We start from the raw sequence: 21,006 nt of genomic DNA on the forward strand, positions 1-21,006 counted from the left end.
CTGATAATAATTTTATATCTTGAGAGTGTTAATAACAGGTAAATAGTCTTAATTATCAACCAGGAATCATCTTAGAGCGGATGATTTGCCAAACTGCAAATCATCCGTAGAGAAGGGAAATGGTTAAATGTCAACGACGTGAACGGTGAGTTTACTGTGCTCAAGATGCATCAGATCGCTGGCGCGTATTTTCGAATCGGTAATCACGCGATTGAATCGCTCAACGGGACCGATGGAGTATGAATGTACAGCACCAAATTTCGAGCTGTCAGTCAGGACTATCGCTTCGCACTCTTTTTCCAGCACGGCATTCACCACATCGGTACGCATCATATCGCGACCGGTGAATCCAGTTTCAGGTTGCCAGCCATCAATACCAATAAATGCTTTGCTGAAATGTACCTGTTGGATGCACTGGCGTGTCAACGGGCCAACCATACTTTCGCTTTTTTTCTGGTACACGCCACCGAGCAAAATAACTTCACAAGGCGCGTCTTTCAGCAAATGCGCGATGTAGCTGCTGACCGTGATGATAGTGACATTTTTCTTCTGCTCCCCCAGAGTCCGGGCGAGCAGGGCATTGCTGCTGCCATTTTCGATAAAGATGGTTTCGCCCGGTTGAACCAGTGACGCGGCAAACTCGGCGAGTTCACGCTTCAGCGTATAGTTGCTCATCATACGGGTTTCGACGTCATCACTATCAAGCGAAACTGCAGAGCCATGTGCACGGCGGAGGTAACTCAGTTTTTCGAGGGTGTTGAGATCCTGGCGAATGGTAACTTCAGAAACTCCAGTGGCTTTTGCCAGATCGGTTACGCTAACCTGACCCTGGTCAATGACCATCTGTAGAATAGTTTGTTGTCGGGAATTCATCGCTGTAATTCTTATAACGTTATAATACTAAATAAAAAAATACTGACGCGCCGGGCATCCTCAAATAGGAAAACCTGAAGGCACGATTGTTAAATCTCCCACGGTGCCTTCGGGATGTCTGGCGTAGATTCAGCAACCTGGCGCAAGAGTTCTGCTTTAAGTATCTCGAGATTATGGATCGCAGAGTGGTAATCGCCTGCCACAAGGATATCTAACACAATATCAATACGTTCGGCAACGCGCTGGGCATCAAATTCAGACATCAAGGACATCCTTATAGCAAAAGGGGGAAAATGAATAATGCAAAAATTGCCGCTAAAAGAGAAGTGTTTAACAGCAACGGCTAATTATCATCCGGGAATACGATATATAATGACGGAATATAGCGCTAAGTATATATATTCATCTACTTATGCGCGCTTCAGATAGCGTTTATACCAGCGTTCGAAGGCGACGGCGGGCATCGGTTTGGCAAACAAAAATCCTTGCCGCTCATTGATCCCATTCTTGGTTAAAAAAGCATCTTCCTTTGCACTCTCTACACCTTCGGCGATCACCTGAAGATTCAATGCCTGGGCCACAGCGACGATCGCCCGGACCAGTGACTGCGAGACAGGCTGTTTGTGAATATCCCGAACAAAAACCTGGTCAAGTTTGATGGCATCGATCGGAAAGCGCGCCAGTTGCGAAAGTGAAGAGTAGCCGGTACCAAAATCGTCCAGATGTACTTGCGCACCTAATTGGCTAAATTGTTGAATAACAGACAGTGCCAGTTCATCATTCTCAATCAGGCAGCTCTCTGTCAGTTCAACATCAATAGGGCAGTATTCAAAATTGAGTTCCTGGAGAACCTGTTTCAGGGCGGTGAAAATGGTTTGATCGGCGAGCTGACGTGCAGAAATGTTTACCGCCACTCGCAGGTTAATGCCTTTATCCCGCCACTTCGCCACCTGGCGTACGACATCGAGAATAACCCAACGGCCTAAAGGCACAATTAGCCCTGACTCTTCTGCGTAGGAAATGAAGTCCAACGGTGGAATCAACCCACGTTCAGGTGACTGCCAACGTACTAGTGCTTCCAGACTGCGCACTTCGCCACGCCAGGTGATTTTCGGTTGATAGTGAATAACCAACTGATCGTTTTCCAGTGCTTTACGCAAGTTGGTATCCAGCCAGAGATATTCAAATACCCGTTGATTCATTTCTGGGGTAAAAACGCAAAATTGTCCTCGTCCGCCTTCCTTTGCTGTGTACATTGCTGTGTCGGCGTGACGAATAATAGCCGCGCTGTCCGAACCATGTTCGGGAGAGAGTGCAATACCTACTGAACAGCTGGTATAAACTTCAATTAAACCAATGCGAAAGGGGAGCCGTAAGCGGGTCAAAATTCGTGATGCCATTGCTTCCAGCGCGCTTTGTGAGGTGTTGGATGCCAGTACCAGAAACTCATCGCCACCTGGACGCGCCAACACCTGGTCATGTTCGAGACAGCTTAAAATAGCCAATGACACGTCGCGTAATAACTGGTCACCAAACAAATGCCCATAGGCGTCGTTGACCTTTTTAAAATTATCCAAATCAAGATACACAACCCCAACTTTATTGTTATCTGCATGATTAATAGCGTGATCGATTAACTCCTGCATTGCGTTACGATTCGGCAGTCCGGTGATACTGTCGGTATTTGCCAGAATACGCAGTCGCTCCTGAGCGCGGCGCTCTTCGGTAATGTCGGTGCCGGAACAGATTAAAAAAATCTCGTTTTTGCCACTGCCGCTGTGGACAAATTTATTGCGAAACAGAAACAGCCGCTGGCCTTTACGTGTTGGTATCCACAGTTCGACTTCATATGCATTGCCGCTTCGAAAAAATACACGGTTATTGCGCCTGGATGCCGCAGCTTCACGACGGCTCATAAACAGTTTAAACACGCTTTGGCCAATGACGTCGTGTTCGTTCAACCCTGTGTAATCTTCACATAACCGATTGAAGCGTTGGATATTCCCCCGGCTGTCGAGAATCACTATTGCGGAATGTGCTTCAGAAACTACCTGCTCAGCAAAGGAAAGCCCGTGTGATAAATCACGAGCAACTGCCGGTGTGTCATGCCATGCAGACGCGTTGCCAGCCCATTCCCGTTTATTTATTTTTCGTCCTACCAGATGCACAGAAAGATCGCTCTCATCGACGGTCAGACTCATCATCAGGCTGGAGGTGATGACCGTCATTTCCCTGATGCGAGCAGCCTGTTCGGCAGATAACTGCAAAGTACGATCAGGTTCTGTGGTTTCGGTGGTAGAAAAGCGCAAAACATCGCTGCTTTCCGTCAACCGCCAGTATGGATTGTGCGATCCGAGAAAGTTGTACAACGTTGTGGACTCCCTAACGGTTTTCATGATGCATATCCTCCGGTTAACAGCGGAGTCCGCGGTTAAATAAAAGGAACAACATGACTTACATGAAATTAACGGCGGCTAAACGCATTGTTTTTTTTATATATTTATTTGTAATCCAGTTTTGGAAAAACGCCAGTTTTCAAACGAAAGTCAGTTAAAAAACTGCCGGGATATGATGAAGGTAGAGCGGGGAAATAAACGGCCCATTCATAAGGAATGGGCCGTGAAAGGAGATTACGCGACCGGGCGCGCAATAATGCTGCGGGTTTCCATGCGGACTTCGGCAATGGTGACGTCAATAACGTCAGTTACTTTATAAACCGTTTCACCTTTAATTTGTACGGTGCCGTTTTCCTGGCTGCAAACCAGTTCATCGCGCACAGCGTGTAAGAAAGGTGCCGGAATAAAGGCGATAGCGCCGTTATCAACCAAACGAACACGCATGCCGCCACGGCTGATATCGACAATTTCCGCTGCGAAACGGGTGTCGGTCCCGGCTTTGTCTTTCAGGAAGCGTGCGTATAACCAGTCACCAACATCACGTTCTGCCATCCGGTTGAGACGGCGACGCTCGGCCATTTGGACAGTGATTTCATCCTGTGGACGCGTCGCAGTTTCGCCTTTGATAACCGCTTTCAGCAGACGGTGGTTGATCATGTCGCCATATTTACGGATCGGCGAAGTCCAGGTGGCGTATGCCTCCAGACCGAGGCCAAAGTGAGGACCGGGTTCAGTGCTAATTTCAGCAAATGACTGGAAGCGACGAATGCGGCTGTCGAGGAAACCAGTTGGTTGCGCATCCAGTTCACGACGCAGTTTGCAGAAACCGTCCAGCGTGAGCACTTCTTCGGCATCGACATGCAGACCGTGCGTTTTCAGCAACGCTGCCAGCGCGTCGGCATTCGCCGGATCAAAGCCCATATGCACGTTATAGATACCAAAACCGAGCTTATCGCGCAGTACGCGAGCCGCACAAATGTTAGCGGCAATCATCGCTTCTTCGACGATACGGTTGGCAATGCGACGAGGCTCGGCGACGATATCCAGCACTTCACCTTTTTCACCGAGAATAAAGCGGTAATCCGGGCGATCTTTAAACACCAGTGCGTGGTTATGACGCCACTCGCCGCGGCGTTGGCAAATTTGCGCTAGCAAACGGACTTGTTCGGCAATTGCTTCACTTTCAGGCTGCCAGTCACCGGTATTCTCCAGCCAGTCAGAAACCTGGTCATACACCAGCTTCGCTTTGGATTCGATGGTGGCGGCAAAGAATTCGATATTATCTTCAATGGTGCCATCAGCGGAGAGCGTCATGCGGCATGCCAGTACCGGGCGGACTTCATTGGCGCGCAGTGAGCAGAGATCGTCAGAAAGCTCGCGAGGCAGCATAGGGATGTTGAAGCCAGGCAGATAGTTGGTGAATGCGCGAATTTTCGCGGCTTTGTCCAGCTTACTGCCTTCAGCAATCCACGCGGTTGGATCGGCAATCGCCACAATCAGCTGAAGTTTGTCATCCGGCAACGCCTTAGCGAAAAGGGCGTCATCCATATCTTCTGTGCTGGCACTGTCGATGGTGACAAAATCCAGCGCGGTCAGATCTTCACGAACCAGACCTTCATCGAGCATTTCGGTAGCGACGCCGTCTGGTGCTTCTTTTTCCAGATTATGGCGTGCAAGGGTAACCCACCACGGTACAAAGTGATCGTCACCAAAAGTGATGTATTGTGTCAGTTCTGCATAGAAAGAACGATCGCCTTTCAGCGGATGACGGCGCATTTCGGCAACCGCCCAGTCGCCTTCTTTAAACTCGTGGTTCAGGCCACGGGCTGCGCGGCAAGGAATGGCGTCTTTTAAGAGTGGATGATCAGGAACGATGGCCAGACGGTCATTTTTGCCCTGAACTTTACCCACGAAACGAGTCAGGAACGGTTCAACCAGTTCTTCTGGCTCTGCGGATTCACGTTCTTTTTCACTGTGGATCACCGCGATAATTCGGTCGCCATGCATGACTTTTTTCATCTGCGGCGGCGGAATGAAATAACTTTTTTGCGCGTCGACTTCCAGGAAGCCAAAGCCTTTTTCTGTGGCTTTTACCACCCCTTCAGCGCGTGGCGTCTGGGAATGCAGTTGCTGTTTAAGCTGCGCTAGCAGCGGGTTGTCCTGAAACATAATTGTCTATTTTGGTGGCCATTAGAGCGGCTGACAGTTTTACGCGAATCTGTCTGACGCGGCAAGGTTAATATGTCTCACCCAACGCGATTTTTAAGCGATTTATCCAGCCACACAGCCCGCTCCATACCAGCAGATTAATAATCTGCGTTGATGATTTTTCGTGTTCGAGTAAAGGGCTGAACTGGGCGGCGCTAAAGCGATCGGGTGCTCGGGTCAGCCATTGTATCGCCTGAACGGTAGCGCGCTCAACAGAATGACGGTCAGCCCATTGGTTAATTTCATTTTCGCCCTTGCGCAGAAGGGTGCTGATTTTTTTATATTCATTTGATGAATTCATACAGGTGGCAAAACAAGCAGGACTGCCATTTATCCGCGCGCATAACAACGCCGCAAGCTGATTATTCGGCTGTGTATTGACCCGTGTGCTGTTTAATAACTTTTCGAGAAGGGAAAGTGAAATAGGGTGGAGAGAGAGTATTTCGGCCAGTTGGCAAAGTTCTGCAGTTGAACTTTTTGTGTGCTCTTCAGGTAGTTTTTCCACCTCATAGCTGCTTCGCCAGCGTAATGATTCATCAGCAAACAGTGACGCGTCGGCGTAGTTTTGTATCTCCAGCCCGGGTAACCAGCGTACCGGATGCCCGAGATAAGCCTGAAATGTCGCAATTGTCCGCGCCTGAAAGCCAATAAAACCAATGATTTGGTTAATGATCACACAGTCCCAGGCAGTAAGACCGACGTCATTCAGATGCTGGCGCGATCGGTTGTCGATAATAGAAGGCGAGCTAGCCAGTTGGCGGGCATATTGCGTGATTTGTGCCAACCGATGATTACTTTCCCTGGTGGAATCAGGCCCGGGGAGCGGCGTAAGTCGCGCCGAATAGTAGTTACATAACCGCTGGACGCCGCAAACCTGAGCAACCGTCAGGGCCGTCGACAAGCGTTCATAATCGGTGAAGGTCTGTGAACGGGTCACGGTAAGCTGGTCAGGGAACAACTCCACTGCAAGAACACGCGCAGGGTCCAGCCATGAAAGGAAGGGGGCCAGCGTTTCTTTTTCAAGGATCACGTCGAGTAGAAAGGGATCGCTGACCTTTGCGGCTTCCGGGACCAGAGGCAGAATGTCATACTCCGTAGTACTGGATTGCGTTTCATGATACCAGTGGCTTTTGCCGGTGATGTGGCGTTGTTCCATGGGCGCTCCTTGGTCGTAAAGGAAATCGTTATCCTGACGCAAGGCGGGAAGGGGAGAAAGACGGATCGGCGATAACAAATATCAGAAAGGTATAACAGAGATAACGGGCGGCAGAACGCCGCCCATCTTTACCAACAGAACGATTATTTCAGTTCGAGTTCGTTCATTGCAGCAATGCTGAAACCGCCGTCAACGTGGACCACTTCACCGGAGATACCGGCAGAGAGATCGGAGCACAGGAATGCCGCAGAGTTACCCACATCTTCAATAGTAACGGTACGGCGAATCGGGGTAACGGCTTCGCAATGAGCCAGCATTTTGCGGAAGTCTTTGATACCGGAGGCCGCCAGAGTACGGATCGGACCAGCAGAGATGGCGTTAACACGCACACCTTCCGGACCCATCGCGTTCGCCATATAGCGCACGTTCGCTTCCAGAGACGCTTTTGCCAGACCCATAACGTTGTAGTTCGGGATAGCGCGCTCAGCGCCAAGGTAGGAAAGGGTCAGCAGGGCAGAACCCGGATTCAGCATGGAGCGGCAAGCTTTTGCCATTGCAACGAAGCTGTAGGAGCTGATGTCGTGGGCAATTTTGAAGCCTTCACGAGTAACGGCGTTAACATAGTCACCATCCAGCTGATCGCCAGGTGCAAAACCAATAGAGTGTACGAAACCGTCAAATTTCGGCCAAACTTTCCCCAGTTCAGCGAACATGGTGTCGATGCTGGCATCTTCGGCAACATCGCATTGCAGAACGATGTCAGAACCCAATTGAGCGGCAAATTCTTCTACGCGGCCTTTCAGTTTGTCGTTCTGGTAGGTGAATGCCAGTTCAGCTCCTTCGCGGTGCATCGCCTGAGCGATACCGTAGGCGATGGACAGTTTGCTGGCAACACCGGTTACCAGAATGCGCTTACCGGAAAGAAAACCCATAGCTTTAATCCTTATTGTTGATGCTTGTTGTGCCTGAAAATCAGGCGATTCGTCGTTTTAGTAAACAGTACGAACAGATAAACGGTTATTATAATCAACCTGGCTGTGGGTGGCTATAGTTGCGCTTTCTGTACCGGAGAGAAGCTGCGGTACAGAGCATTTTGCGTTATCTACTCTTGACGCCTGCAAGGGGTAGGTTGGGGAAATATCTTATAGAATCTGACTATGAAACTATTCGTATTAGCTCCGATAAGTTTGATGATGAAAACAGAACTGGCGACAACAAGTAGCAGCCTTTCTGATGAATTGACCCCAACTTAATATTGTCAACTATCTTCACAGAATCTCCACAATCTCTTCATTATCAGAATATGCACCATGAATAAGATAAAAATACTTTCCATTACTTTGGAGAAACGTATAATCAGCAAAAATGAGAACGATCATTCTCACCAAGTGATAGGCCAGGAGACAGAAATGACCAGCAAGCTGGAGATACGCCACAAACAGCGTCAGGATGAAATCATTAACGCCGCCCGTCGGTGTTTTCGTCGCTGCGGGTTTCATGCCGCCAGTATGTCGCAAATTGCCAGCGAAGCTCAGCTTAGCGTGGGTCAGATATATCGTTACTTCGCCAACAAAGACGCCATTATTGAAGAGATGGTTCGCCGTATCATCGACTTTCGTATTGCCCAAATGGACATTGACGCGCGTACCGATCACTTCCCGGAAGTCCTTGCCTTGCGTAAATCCTTAAATGAGGACGACGACGCGCTGATGCTGGAAGTGGCTGCAGAAGCCACACGCAACCCGCGGGTTATGGCAATGCTTGAAGAAGCTGACGCCAGAATGTTCGCTAACGGTTGTGCACATATGAAAAGAATGCATCCCCATCTTAGCGACGAGCACATTCGTTGCTGCGTTGAAGTGTTTGCTACCATGATGGAAGGTACGGTTTATCGTCGTTTAACACCGCAAAAAAGCGATCCACAACATCTGCAGGAAATATATCAGGATATTGTTAGTATGTTGATAAATAAATAAGAACAGAATTAACCAATAGCGGGGGATATTAATCCCCCTTATTTCATTGCGAAATTCATTTCGCGATGCGGGTTCGTTATAACTGAATATCCCTGACATATCCTCATTAATTTTAATGAGGAGGGTATTTCTCACCCTGGAGAAAATAATGAAGTATATAGCAACATCTGTAGTGGCAATGCTGCTCTTATCTGGTTGTGATAATACGCAAAGTAACAATTCATCCCCGTCAGAAACAGAAGTCGGCGTTGTTACAGTCAAATCTCAACCGGTCTCGGTAGTCAGTGAATTAACCGGACGCACCAGTGCTGCGCTCAGTGCCGAAGTACGTCCGCAGGTTGGGGGAATTATCCAGAAACGCTTATTTAAGGAAGGTGATCTGGTCAAGGCTGGACAGCCGCTCTACCAGATTGATGCGGCCAGTTATCAGGCTGCATGGAATGAAGCTCGGGCAGCATTACAACAAGCACAGGCACTGGTAAAAGCCGATTGCCAGAAAGCGCAGCGTTATGCCCGACTGGTGAAAGAGAACGGTGTTTCACAACAGGATGCTGATGATGCTCAGTCTACCTGTGCACAAGATAAAGCCAGTGTAGAGGCGAAAAAAGCCGCACTGGAAACTGCGCGCATTAATCTTGACTGGACCACGGTAACCGCACCGATTTCAGGGCGCATTGGCATTTCGTCGGTAACCCCTGGCGCACTGGTGACCGCGTCGCAAGATACAGCGTTAACGACTATTCGTGGTCTGGATACAATGTATGTCGACCTCACTCGCTCCAGTGTCGATTTATTACGTCTGCGTAAACAGTCACTGGCGACCAACAGTGACACCATGAGCGTCTCACTTATTCTGGAAGATGGCACAACCTACAGCGAAAAAGGGCGTCTGGAACTCACCGAAGTCGCTGTAGATGAGTCTACCGGTTCGGTGACATTACGGGCGATTTTCCCCAATCCACAACAGCAGTTATTACCGGGAATGTTTGTTCGCGCTCGTGTCGATGAAGGCGTGATGGAAGACGCTATTCTCGCGCCGCAACAGGGCGTCACGCGCGATGCTAAAGGCAATGCAACTGCGCTGGTGGTGAATAAAGACAATAAAGTAGAGCAGCGAACGCTCGAAACGGGAGAAACATATGGTGATAAATGGCTGGTGCTAAACGGCCTGCACAACGGCGACCGACTGATTGTTGAAGGTTCTGCAAAAGTCACTTCAGGGCAGACGGTCAAGGCTGTTGAAGTTCAGGCTAATGGAGGCAACGCCTGATGTTTTCGCGCTTTTTTGTTCGCCGCCCGGTCTTTGCCTGGGTTATCGCCATTTTGATTATGTTGGCGGGGATTCTGGCTATTCGCACATTGCCCGTCGCGCAATATCCTGACGTTGCGCCACCGACCGTTAAAATTTCAGCCACTTATACTGGTGCTTCTGCCGAAACGCTGGAGAACAGCGTGACTCAGGTTATCGAGCAACAACTCACTGGGCTTGATAATTTACTCTATTTCAGCTCAACCAGCAGCTCTGATGGTTCGGTCAGTATTAATGTGACCTTTGATCAAGGTACCGATCCAGATACTGCACAGGTTCAGGTGCAGAATAAAATTCAGCAGGCGGAGTCACGCCTACCCAGCGAAGTGCAGCAAACGGGTGTTACGGTGGAGAAATCACAAAGCAACTTTTTGCTGATTGCTGCCGTGTATGACACCACTGACAAAGCCTCCAGTTCGGATATCGCCGACTGGTTGGTTAGTAACGTTCAGGACCCGCTGGCGCGTGTTGAAGGTGTGGGGAGTCTGCAAGTCTTTGGCGCGGAATACGCTATGCGCATCTGGCTTGACCCGGCCAAACTGGCGTCTTATTCGCTAATGCCTTCAGACGTGCAAAGTGCTATTGAAGCGCAAAACGTGCAGGTTACTGCCGGGAAAATAGGGGCATTGCCTTCACCGAATACTCAGCAACTGACCGCAACGGTACGTGCGCAGTCTCGCTTGCAGACGGTGGATCAGTTCAAAAATATTATCGTGAAAAGCCAGTCAGACGGCGCAGTTGTTCGTATAAAAGATGTGGCTCGCGTTGAGATGGGCAGTGAAGATTATACCGCTATCGGCAAACTTAACGGTCACCCGTCTGCCGGGGTTGCTGTAATGCTTTCGCCCGGTGCGAATGCGCTGAATACGGCGACGCTGGTCAAGGATAAGATTGCCGAATTCCAGCGGAACATGCCGCAGGGATACGACATCGCTTACCCGAAAGACAGCACTGAATTTATTAAAATCTCTGTAGAGGACGTAATTCAGACGCTGTTTGAAGCCATCGTATTGGTGGTTTGCGTGATGTATTTATTCCTGCAAAACCTGCGTGCCACACTGATTCCGGGGTTAGCTGTCCCCGTCGTTTTGCTGGGCACATTCGGCGTTCTTGCGTTGTTTGGCTATTCGATTAATACCCTGACGTTGTTTGCAATGGTGCTGGCGATCGGCTTGCTGGTGGACGATGCCATTGTGGTAGTGGAGAACGTCGAACGCATTATGCGTGACGAAGGGTTGCCCGCGCGTGAAGCCACGGAAAAATCAATGGGCGAGATTTCTGGCGCACTGGTTGCCATTGCGCTGGTGTTGTCAGCCGTATTCCTGCCTATGGCCTTCTTTGGGGGATCTACGGGGGTAATTTATCGTCAGTTTTCGATAACCATTATCTCCGCAATGCTGCTTTCCGTGGTGGTGGCATTGACCTTGACTCCCGCCCTGTGCGGTTCCGTCCTCCAGCATGTTCCGCCACATAAAAAAGGCTTTTTCGGCGCATTTAACCGCTTTTACCGCCGTACTGAAGATAAATATCAGCGAGGCGTAATTTATGTCCTGCGCCGTGCTGCTCGAACGATGGGGCTTTATCTCGTACTGGGTGGTGGAATGGCCCTGATGATGTGGAAACTGCCGGGCAGTTTCTTACCCACTGAAGACCAGGGCGAAATCATGGTGCAGTACACGCTGCCGGCCGGGGCGACCGCTGCCCGTACAGCAGAAGTGAATCGCCAGATTGTTGACTGGTTCCTGATTAACGAGAAAGCAAATACCGATGTCATTTTTACCGTTGATGGTTTCAGTTTTAGCGGCAGCGGACAGAACACCGGGATGGCGTTTGTTTCGTTGAAAAACTGGTCTCAACGTAAAGGGGCAGAAAACACCGCCCAGGCTATCGCCCTACGGGCAACCAAAGAGCTGGGCACAATTCGTGATGCCACGGTATTTGCGATGACGCCGCCAGCCGTTGATGGGCTGGGGCAAAGCAATGGTTTTACGTTTGAATTGTTATCTAACGGTGGAACCGATCGCGAAACACTACTGCAAATGCGTAATCAGTTGATAGAAAAAGCGAATCAAAGTCCGGAGTTACATTCTGTTCGTGCCAATGATTTGCCACAAATGCCGCAATTGCAGGTAGATATTGATAGTAATAAAGCGGTGTCATTAGGGTTGAGTTTGAATGATGTCACCGACACCCTGTCCAGTGCGTGGGGCGGTACTTATGTGAATGACTTTATTGACCGTGGTCGTGTGAAAAAAGTCTACATTCAGGGCGACAGTGAATTTCGTTCCGCGCCGTCAGACTTAGATAAATGGTTTGTGCGCGGTAGCGATAACGCCATGACACCATTCTCTGCTTTTGCGACCACCCGCTGGCTGTATGGACCGGAAAGACTGGTGCGCTACAACGGTTCTGCAGCCTATGAAATTCAGGGGGAAAATGCGACTGGCTTTAGTTCCGGCGATGCAATGACAAAAATGGAGGAACTGGCAAACAGTCTTCCTGCGGGAACAACCTGGGCCTGGAGTGGTTTGTCATTGCAGGAGAAACTGGCCAGCGGTCAGGCATTGAGTCTGTATGCAGTTTCTATTCTGGTGGTTTTCCTCTGCCTTGCAGCACTGTACGAAAGCTGGTCAGTCCCGTTCTCGGTCATTCTGGTGATCCCTCTGGGGCTTCTTGGCGCGGCGCTGGCGGCCTGGATGCGTGATTTAAACAACGATGTTTACTTCCAGGTGGCGCTATTAACCACTATCGGCTTGTCGTCGAAAAACGCCATTCTGATTGTGGAATTTGCTGAAGCGGCGGTTGCAGAGGGCTATTCCTTGAGTCGTGCGGCATTACGCGCGGCGCAGACTCGTTTACGCCCAATCATCATGACCTCGCTGGCGTTTATTGCGGGGGTAATGCCGCTGGCGATAGCAACCGGCGCAGGGGCGAACAGCCGCATCGCCATTGGTACGGGCATTATTGGCGGTACGCTGACCGCTACGTTGCTGGCTATTTTCTTTGTTCCTCTGTTTTTTGTACTGGTGAAACGTTTGTTTGCCGGTAAACCGCGCCGTCAGGAGTAAGTTATGTTGCGTCGTTCTCTTATTTTTCTGGTGCTGTTGAGTGCGGGATGTGTCTCGCTCGATCCCCACTACAGCACGCCTGAATCCCCAATCCCGGCGACCTTGCCGGGAGCACAGGGCCAGGGAAAGGCAATCAGCCATGACTGGCAGCAGGTGATCCACGATCCCCGATTGCAGCAGGTGGTGACTATTGCACTGAACAGTAACCGCGATGTGCAAAAAGCGATTGCTGATATTGACTCAGCACGGGCGCTCTATGGGCAAACTAATGCGTCGTTATTCCCGACGGTGAATGCGGCCTTAAGTTCGACCCGCAGTCGTTCGCTGGCGAATGGTACGGGAACAACTGCCGAGGCTGACGGCACGGTGTCCAGTTATACGTTAGATCTGTTTGGTCGTAATCAGAGTTTATCTCGGGCGGCGCGAGAAACCTGGCTTGCCAGTGAATTTACAGCCCAGAACACCCGTTTAACGCTGATTGCTGAAATCAGCACCGCCTGGCTGACACTGGCGGCCGATAACAGCAACCTGGCCCTGGCAAAAGAAACGATGGCCAGTGCAGAAAACTCATTGAAAATTATCCAGCGCCAGCAACAGGTTGGCACGGCAGCAGCGACAGATGTCAGTGAGGCGATGAGTGTTTATCAGCAAGCGCGCGCCAGCGTTGCCAGCTATCAGACACAAGTGATGCAGGATAAAAATGCGCTGAACTTACTGGCAGGTACAACGCTTGAGGAAAATCTGCTACCGGGAACACTGGAAAGCCTGCCGGAACAGATGATAAGTCTGGTTCCTGCGGGAGTGTCATCTGACGTTCTGCTGCGTCGCCCGGATATCCAGGAAGCGGAACATAATTTGAAGAGCGCCAATGCCGATATTGGCGCGGCGCGGGCTAACTTTTTCCCGACGATTTCGCTGACTGCCAGCGCTGGTGTTGGCAGTGACGCATTGTCGTCGTTGTTCAGCCACGGAATGCAGATCTGGTCATTTACGCCATCGGTCACATTACCGCTGTTCACTGGCGGAAGTAATCTGGCGCAGCTTCGTTACGCAGAAGCACAAAAGCGTGGACTCATTGCCACCTATGAAAAAACCGTTCAGAGCGCATTTAAAGATGTCGCTAACGCACTGGCGCGGCGGACCACGCTTGAAGAGCAACTGGATGCACAGCGCCAGTATGTTAAAGCTGAGCAACAAACGGTCGATGTTGGCTTGCGTCGCTATCAGACGGGTGTTGGTGATTACCTGACCGTGTTGACGGCGCAGCGCAGCTTGTGGAGCGCACAGCAGGAGCTGCTGGCACTGCAACTGACTGATTTTACAAACCGAATCACGCTCTGGCAGTCGCTGGGCGGCGGCATGTCATCACTCAAGTAAGGAATAATATGGCTAGAGTCTCTCTTTCATGGGCATTGATTCTTGGTCTTTTAGCCGGTATCGGCCCGATGTGTACCGATCTTTATTTGCCGGCTTTGCCGGAGATGTCTGAGCAACTGGCGGCAACCACGACCATAACGCAATTAACGCTGACTGCATCACTGATCGGTCTTGGCGTCGGACAACTGTTATTTGGCCCTCTGAGCGACAAAATAGGGCGTAAACGTCCGTTAATCTTGTCGTTGCTATTGTTTATTGTTTCTTCCATTTTGTGCGCGACAACGAACAATATTTACTGGCTGGTGGTCTGGCGTTTTATTCAAGGGATCGCGGGGGCGGGTGGTTCGGTGCTCTCTCGTTCTATTGCTCGTGACAAATATCAGGGAGTAACGTTGACCCAGTTTTTTGCGCTGTTAATGACGGTGAATGGCCTGGCACCGGTGTTGTCGCCAGTGCTGGGCGGGTACATTGTTAGCACTTTTGACTGGCGCACTTTATTCTGGGTAATGGCTGAAATTAGCACCGTATTGTTGCTGGGCTGCGTGTTATTTATTAATGAGACCTTGCCAGAAAATAAAAGGGGCTCATCATTGCTATTAACCGGACGAAGCGTGGTGCAGAACCGCCGTTTTATGCGCTTTTGCCTGATTCAAAGTTTTATGCTGGCAGGCTTGTTTGCGTATATCGGCTCTTCGTCGTTCGTGTTGCAGAAGGAATTTGGCTTTAGTCCAATGCAATTTAGCCTGGTGTTTGGCCTTAACGGCATCGGACTTATCATTGCTTCATGGATCTTTTCGCGTCTGGCGCGACGGATTAATGCGATGACATTGTTGCGAGGTGGCCTGATAGCGGCAATTTTGTGTGCATTGCTCACGGTCTTATGCGCATGGACACAATTGCCCATTCCGGCACTGGTGGCATTATTTTTCACTATTGCATTTTGTAGCGGCATCGGCACTGTTGGCGGGGCAGAGGCTATGAGTGCAGTAGGGACACAGGAATCTGGAACGGCGTCTGCGTTGATGGGGATGAGCATGTTTGTCTTCGGCGGTATAGCCGCGCCATTGTCGGGATTTGGCGGAGAAACACTGTTAAAAATGAGTCTGGCAATTACGGTGTGTTATACACTGGCATTCCTGGTTGCTCTCACCAGAATCGACAATCAAAAGTAATGAATACCTCATCCTGAGGGGGGCCCCTGTCAGGATGAGGTGCAGAACACTAACGGTCCTTACGCCACGCATCCGCTGTCAATGCCTCGCCAAAATGACCGGCAATCAGCCGTTTGGTGAGTTCATGCAGCGGCGATGCCAGCACATCCGCGGTGCTGCCTCGCTCGACAACCTCGCCCTGATGCATCACCAGCACCTGGTCGCTAATGTGCTTCATCATTCCGATATGCTGGGTAACATAAATATACGAAATGCCCTGTTTTTCCTGTAATTCCAGCATCAGATTAATCAACTGCGAACGCATCGACATATCCAGTGAGGCGAGGGCTTCATCGGCAATAATGACTTTTGGGCGCAATATCAGCGCGCGCGCCAGACCCAGACGCTGTTTTTGCCCTGGTGCCAACATATGCGGATAGTAACTGACGTGATCCGGTAGCAGCCCAACCATACGCATCGTTTCAATAATCTGTTTGCGACGCTGTTCCGGTTCCAGGTCGGTGTTCAGGCGCAGTGGAAAATCCAGAATTTGCGAGATACGTTGACGGGGATTCAACGAGGTCGAAGGATCCTGAAAAATCATGCGAATACGCTGACTGCGGAAGGAATAATCGCCAAAATGCAGTGGATGATCGTCAATCAATAACTCGCCGCTGGTAGGCTCTATCATTCCCGCCAGCATTTTTGCCAGCGTGGATTTACCCGAACCATTCTCGCCAATAATCGCCAGTGTCTGGCCTTCACGTAGCGTAAAGCTCAAGGGTTTTACCGCTTCTACGGTCTGACGACGAAACCAGCCGGTCCGGTAGCGGAACGTTTTACTTAAATTACGCACTTCAAGCAGCGTTTCGATCATCTCACTCTTTCTCCATGTTCAGCGGGAAATGACAGGCATAGAGATGATTTTTCGCCCCCGTCAAACGTGGCGTCACAATGCATTCTCGTTGTGCATACGGGCAACGTGGCCCCAGACGACAACCAATCGGTAACTGTTCCAGCAGTGGGATAGCGCCGGGCAGCGTATTGAGGCGACTTTTATGCGGCATCGCGCTGCCGAAGTCTGGTATCGCGCGGATCAGCGCCTGGGTATAAGGATGATGTGGCATCGTCACCAACTCCTTACTCGGCGCGGTTTCCACTGTTTGACCGCAGTAAAGCACGTTAATTTTATCCGCCCATTGGCTAAGCATTTGTAAGTCATGGCTGATAAGCAAAATAGTGGTATTGCTGTTTTGGTTGAGACGCGTCAGCAGGCGAAAGATTTGCGCCTGGGTTGTTGGCTCCATTGAGTTGGTCGGTTCGTCAGCAATCAGCAGACGCGGTTGATTCGCCAGTGCAATGGCTATCATCACTTTCTGACATTCACCTTCGGTCAACTCATAGGGAAAACTGCGCATCGCATCTTTGTGATCTTTAATCCCCACGCGGTGCAGCAGTTCAATGGCACGGCGTTTGCGCCAGCCAAAACGCTGCCACCAACGGCCTTTATAGGTCCAGGCTGGGATGTTTTGCATCAACTGGCGACCCACACGTTCTGAAGGGTCAAGACACGACTGCGGTTCCTGGAAAATCATCGACACGTTATGGCCAACCAGTTTGCGCCGTTCGCGTGCGGAGAGACGCAGCAAATCGATATCATCAAAACGCATACGGTCAGCAGTAACACGCCAGTTATCTTTATTCACCCCACAAATCGCTTTCGCAATCAAACTCTTGCCGGAACCGGATTCACCAACAAGACCGCGGATTTCACCTTCGGTTAAGGTCATACTTACCCGGTCGACGGCTTTAACCCACTCATCACCGGTTTTAAATTCAATGGTCAGGTTACGAATATCGAGTAATGGCATTATTCCACCCCCGCAATAATCGCACGACGAACGCCATCGCCAAGGAGGTTAACCAACAACACGCTAATCATAATTGCCGCACCTGGCAGCATGACAGTCCACGGGGCGACATAAATCAGTTCCAGCGCATCACCGAGCATCGCTCCCCATTCAGGCGAGGGGAGTTGTGCGCCGAGATCGAGAAAGCCCAGCGCGGCGATATCGAGAATTGCCATCGACAGTGCGCGGGTGATCTCGGTGACCAGCCCGGCGGTGATGTTTGGCATCACAGCAAACCAGAGAATATTCAGCGTTGATGCGCCATCCAGACGGGCGGCGATAACGTACTCTTTTTCCAGTTCGTCATGCACCATGCTGTAAATCGAACGTACCATACGCGGCAGCAATGCCAGCCAGACAGCAAACATAGCGTGGGACAAACTCGGTCCGGCAAACGCTACAACGATAATTGCCAGCAGCAGCGAAGGGATCGCCAGTAAGGTATCCAGAATATGGTTAAGCACCGCTGAGCGTAGGCCGTGCGTCGCCCCGGCGAAGGTGCCCAGTACCAGGCCACAGATCGTCGCGGCAAGCGTCACCACAAATGCGCCACCCACGGTTGGCGCAGCTCCGCTCAGTAAACGGCTTAAAACATCGCGTCCGAGGTCGTCAGTCCCCAGGAAGAAAGAAACTTCGCCATAGCGCGACCATGACGGCGGCAATAATTGGTAACCGAGAAATTGCTGGTCGATGCCGTAAGGCGCAAACCAGCCGCCAAAAATACACAGTACAGCCAGCCCCGCGCAGCCGTACAGGCCGACCATCGCAGAGGCGTCACTATAAAATTTGCGCCAGGCGGTACGCAGCGTGCCCGGCGGGCGCTTTTCGCTGTATACGCTATCGTAAGGCATACCATTCCTTATGTTTCAGAGGGTTAGCCATGGCACCCAAAATATCAGAAATCACGTTAACAATAATGACCAGTGAGCCACACACCATCACTCCGGCGGAAATGGCTGCGTAATCCTGCTGGCGGATGGCGTTAATTAACCAGCGCCCTAAACCCGGCCAGCTAAAAACCATTTCGGTGATCATTGCCAGCGTCAGCATGGTGGAAAACTGTAAGCCCAGGCGAGGAATAACCGGCGGTAACGCGTTATGCAGAACGTGGCGACGCAAAATAGTAAAGCGCGACAAACCGCGGGTAGCCGCCGCTTTAACATAGTTCTGGTCATACACTTCGATAGTGCTGATACGCATCAGTCGGATCACTTCAGTTGTTGGCGCAACCGACAGGGTGATCACGGGCAATATCATATGGCGGATTGCGCTCATGATCATTTCATCCCGCCATGGTGAGTCCGAAAGCCAGGCATCAATCAACGCAAACCCGGTAATCGGTTTCACTTCGTACAGCAGATCGAAACGCCCTGAAACGGGCAACCAACCTAGCGTGAGTGAACAAAACAGCGTCAACAGAAGCGCCAGCCAGAACACCGGGATTGAAAAGCCCAGCAAGGCGATGGCGTTGATCAAGTTATCCTGCCACTTATGGCGCGTAATCCCGGCAATCATCCCCACGGGGATGCCAACAATCAGCGCAAAACCGAAGGCGAGGATGCACAGTTCCATCGTCGCAGGGAAGACCTCTTTTAACTGTTCGGCAATCGGTTGACCGTTAATGCTGGAAACACCAAAATCCCAGTGGATCAGGCCGTTAAACCAGAACACCCAGGCATTCCACAGTGACGCGCCTTGTAACGGCGCGTGTGGAGTGAAATAGCTCAAACTGAAGCCAACGAAGGTCAGCAGGAACAAGGTGACAATCAATAACAAAATGCGGCGTAAGGTGAAGATAATCATGGTTTTTTCACCTCATCCTGTTTCTCGCGATACACCCCAGCAAAGGAGGCGTTACCAAACGGGCTAAGTACCAGACCTTTGATATCGTACCGATAGGCCTGCAAACGCAATGACGACGCCAGCGGCAGAATAGGTAATTCCTGCGCCAGAATACTCTGCGCTTCGTCATAGGCTTCAATACGCGCTGCCAGCTGCTGCGAGGAGAGCGCCTTACGCAACACGCTGTCGAATTTCGGATCGCACCAGTGGGCGAGGTTGGTCTGTGAATGAATTGCCGCGCAGCTCAGTAACGGACGGAAGAAACTGTCCGGGTCGTTACTGTCCGTCGCCCAACCGGATAACGTCAGATCATGGCTCATATCCATCAACCGCGCCTCCTGAAAGCGACCTTCTACCGGCACAATCACCACTTTTACGCCAACCTGCGCCATATCCGCCTGAATCAGTTCGGCAGTTTTCAGTGGACTGGGGTTCCACGCCTGCGAACGTGTGGGCACCCACAGTTTCAGCGTTAAGTTTTCCAGCCCCAACGCCTTCAACTGTTCGCGCGATTTCGCCGGATTGTATTCAGTAATTTTAGCCTCGTTGTCATAGGCCCACGAGGCGCGCGGTAAAATAGAGGCCGCCGTTTCAGCCGTACCATAATAGATGGATTGCATCAGGCGCTGGTTATTAATCGCCAGTGCCAGTGCATGGCGGACAGCGGGATTATTTAGCGGCGGTTTGGCGGTGTTAAATGCCAGATAGGCGACGTTCATCCCAGGACGCAGCGTTAAACGCAAGCGCGGGTCGTCACGCAAAATGGATAGCTGGCTGGCAGCAGGCCAGGCCAGAACGTCGCATTCCCCGGTCAGGAGTTTCGACAGACGTCCGGTGCCGCCGGAGCCTAAATCCACCACTACCTGCGGCATTAACGGTTTACCGCGCCAGAAGTCATCATGACGTTGTAGGCGAATAAATTGCCCGGCGCGGTATTCCGACAACTGATACGGACCGGTGCCGACCGGTTGACGGTCGAGTTGCTCCTGGCGATCTTCTTTCTCTAACTTCCGGGCATATTCTGCCGACATGACCGAAGCATAATGGGTTGCGAGGTGCCACAAAAAAGAAGCATCCGGCTGGGCGAGTCGGAACTCAACGGTATGATTATCCAGTTTGCGGACGCTTTTCACGTTATCGGCAAATTGCAGGCTGTCGAAGTAGGGGAAGTTGCTGCCGTTGACGTTATGCCACGGGTTGTTGCGGTCAAAAATTCGCTGGAAGGTAAACACCACATCGTCGGCATTCATTTTACGAGTGGGAGTAAACCAGTCGGTTTTTTGAAACGGAACATCGCGACGCAGGTGGAAGCGATAGGTCGCGCCGTTGTCGAGTACTTCCCAGCTTTCGGCAAGTTCCGGCATCAGGCGATAGGTATAGGGATCGACATCCAGCAGTCGATCATAAAACTGGGCGGCAAGGGTATCGACAATTAACCCACTGCTCGCTTTGGATGGGTTAAAGGTGTTGACTTGCCCGCTGACGCAATAGACAAAACCGCTGTCGCGGATATCAGCATGCGGGGGGGATTCAGGCGCGGCGATTGCCTGACCACTCACAAGTCCAGCAATCACCAAAAGAGACGATAATACCTGGCGCATAATATTAAGGGATTTTATGTAAAGAGGCTATCTTACTAATATTTAATGACATTTGCCATTACCGTTTGTGTTCAGGGGTCGTAATGAGGGCCGTGTGGTTGGTCGTTGAACAGGTGGCGTCGCCATCTGTTCAACATTC

18 protein-coding genes are annotated in these 21,006 nt (G+C 50.8%); 7 read left to right on the top strand and 11 right to left on the bottom strand.

Annotated elements, in window-relative coordinates:
• Positions 1 to 123: 123 nt before the first annotated feature.
• On the bottom strand, positions 124 to 873 hold the full coding sequence (locus ACJHW7_RS03390; protein ID WP_021556744.1) for a DNA-binding transcriptional regulator YciT: 750 nt from the start codon (positions 871 to 873) through the stop codon (positions 124 to 126).
• 89 nt (positions 874 to 962) lie between these two features.
• On the bottom strand, positions 963 to 1,136 hold the full coding sequence (gene yciZ / locus ACJHW7_RS03395) for a protein YciZ (RefSeq protein WP_001288368.1): 174 nt from the start codon (positions 1,134 to 1,136) through the stop codon (positions 963 to 965).
• 37 nt (positions 1,137 to 1,173) lie between these two features.
• On the opposite strand from yciZ, the gene ymiD reads away from it, so the two are divergent.
• On the top strand, positions 1,174 to 1,302 hold the full coding sequence (gene ymiD / locus ACJHW7_RS03400; RefSeq protein WP_023148853.1) for a protein YmiD: 129 nt from the start codon (positions 1,174 to 1,176) through the stop codon (positions 1,300 to 1,302).
• Here ymiD and pdeR read toward each other — a convergent pair.
• Entirely contained in the window at positions 1,284 to 3,269 is a 1,986-nt protein-coding gene (gene pdeR, locus ACJHW7_RS03405; RefSeq protein ID WP_021556745.1) for a cyclic di-GMP phosphodiesterase, read from the bottom strand. The genes ymiD and pdeR overlap by 19 nt on opposite strands.
• 53 nt (positions 3,270 to 3,322) lie before the next feature.
• Between pdeR and ACJHW7_RS03410 the strand changes: the two genes are divergently transcribed.
• Positions 3,323 to 3,427: a hypothetical protein gene (locus ACJHW7_RS03410; protein WP_000221855.1), complete on the top strand. Its 105-nt coding sequence runs from the start codon at positions 3,323 to 3,325 to the stop codon at positions 3,425 to 3,427.
• Between the two features lie 76 nt (positions 3,428 to 3,503).
• Here ACJHW7_RS03410 and rnb read toward each other — a convergent pair whose 3' ends face one another.
• The 3 genes from rnb to fabI form a co-directional block, all read right to left on the bottom strand.
• The gene (gene rnb / locus ACJHW7_RS03415) at positions 3,504 to 5,438 is read right to left on the bottom strand and encodes an exoribonuclease II (RefSeq protein WP_000484984.1); all 1,935 of its coding nucleotides are present in this window, start codon (positions 5,436 to 5,438) and stop codon (positions 3,504 to 3,506) included.
• A gap of 67 nt (positions 5,439 to 5,505) precedes the next feature.
• Complete coding sequence (locus tag ACJHW7_RS03420) at positions 5,506 to 6,633, bottom strand: carboxymuconolactone decarboxylase family protein (RefSeq protein ID WP_072847796.1); 1,128 nt, start codon at positions 6,631 to 6,633, stop codon at positions 5,506 to 5,508.
• A gap of 143 nt (positions 6,634 to 6,776) precedes the next feature.
• The gene (gene fabI, locus ACJHW7_RS03425; protein ID WP_000506490.1) at positions 6,777 to 7,565 is read right to left on the bottom strand and encodes an enoyl-ACP reductase FabI; all 789 of its coding nucleotides are present in this window, start codon (positions 7,563 to 7,565) and stop codon (positions 6,777 to 6,779) included.
• 477 nt (positions 7,566 to 8,042) lie between these two features.
• On the opposite strand from fabI, the gene ACJHW7_RS03430 reads away from it, so the two are divergent.
• The 5 genes from ACJHW7_RS03430 to ACJHW7_RS03450 all read left to right on the top strand — a co-directional run bounded on the left by ACJHW7_RS03430 (position 8,043) and on the right by ACJHW7_RS03450 (position 15,535).
• Positions 8,043 to 8,609: a TetR/AcrR family transcriptional regulator gene (locus ACJHW7_RS03430; protein WP_000202113.1), complete on the top strand. Its 567-nt coding sequence runs from the start codon at positions 8,043 to 8,045 to the stop codon at positions 8,607 to 8,609.
• A gap of 148 nt (positions 8,610 to 8,757) precedes the next feature.
• Complete coding sequence (locus ACJHW7_RS03435) at positions 8,758 to 9,879, top strand: efflux RND transporter periplasmic adaptor subunit (RefSeq protein WP_000873810.1); 1,122 nt, start codon at positions 8,758 to 8,760, stop codon at positions 9,877 to 9,879.
• Complete coding sequence (locus tag ACJHW7_RS03440; protein WP_040234686.1) at positions 9,879 to 12,986, top strand: efflux RND transporter permease subunit; 3,108 nt, start codon at positions 9,879 to 9,881, stop codon at positions 12,984 to 12,986. The genes ACJHW7_RS03435 and ACJHW7_RS03440 overlap by 1 nt, the downstream gene beginning before the upstream one ends.
• A 3-nt stretch (positions 12,987 to 12,989) precedes the next feature.
• A complete protein-coding gene (locus ACJHW7_RS03445) occupies positions 12,990 to 14,363 on the top strand; it encodes an efflux transporter outer membrane subunit (RefSeq protein ID WP_021556748.1) in 1,374 nt (457 codons plus the stop codon).
• Positions 14,364 to 14,371: 8 nt separating this feature from the next.
• Positions 14,372 to 15,535 carry a multidrug effflux MFS transporter gene (locus tag ACJHW7_RS03450; protein ID WP_000135022.1) on the top strand — a complete coding sequence of 388 codons (1,164 nt, stop codon included), beginning with the start codon at positions 14,372 to 14,374 and terminating at the stop codon, positions 15,533 to 15,535.
• Between the two features lie 49 nt (positions 15,536 to 15,584).
• On the opposite strand, the gene sapF is transcribed toward ACJHW7_RS03450, so the two are convergent.
• Genes sapF through sapA form a run of 5 tightly spaced genes read right to left on the bottom strand, consistent with a single transcriptional unit; the run spans position 15,585 to position 20,867 of the window.
• Positions 15,585 to 16,391: a peptide ABC transporter ATP-binding protein SapF gene (gene sapF, locus ACJHW7_RS03455; RefSeq protein ID WP_000573407.1), complete on the bottom strand. Its 807-nt coding sequence runs from the start codon at positions 16,389 to 16,391 to the stop codon at positions 15,585 to 15,587.
• A gap of 1 nt (position 16,392) precedes the next feature.
• Positions 16,393 to 17,385: a peptide ABC transporter ATP-binding protein SapD gene (sapD, locus tag ACJHW7_RS03460; protein ID WP_001128858.1), complete on the bottom strand. Its 993-nt coding sequence runs from the start codon at positions 17,383 to 17,385 to the stop codon at positions 16,393 to 16,395.
• Positions 17,385 to 18,275, bottom strand: a complete 891-nt coding sequence (gene sapC / locus ACJHW7_RS03465) for a peptide ABC transporter permease SapC (protein ID WP_001146163.1) — start codon at positions 18,273 to 18,275, stop codon at positions 17,385 to 17,387. Before sapC ends, sapD begins: the two co-directional genes overlap by 1 nt.
• Positions 18,262 to 19,227 carry a putrescine export ABC transporter permease SapB gene (sapB, locus tag ACJHW7_RS03470; RefSeq protein WP_000583277.1) on the bottom strand — a complete coding sequence of 322 codons (966 nt, stop codon included), beginning with the start codon at positions 19,225 to 19,227 and terminating at the stop codon, positions 18,262 to 18,264. The genes sapC and sapB overlap by 14 nt, the downstream gene beginning before the upstream one ends.
• Positions 19,224 to 20,867, bottom strand: a complete 1,644-nt coding sequence (sapA, locus tag ACJHW7_RS03475) for an ABC transporter substrate-binding protein SapA (RefSeq protein ID WP_001250213.1) — start codon at positions 20,865 to 20,867, stop codon at positions 19,224 to 19,226. Before sapA ends, sapB begins: the two co-directional genes overlap by 4 nt.
• Positions 20,868 to 21,006: the final 139 nt, after the last annotated feature.

Origin of the sequence: Escherichia sp. WS1152 (assembly GCF_046487665.1) — a bacterium.
GTDB lineage: Bacteria > Pseudomonadota > Gammaproteobacteria > Enterobacterales > Enterobacteriaceae > Escherichia > Escherichia coli.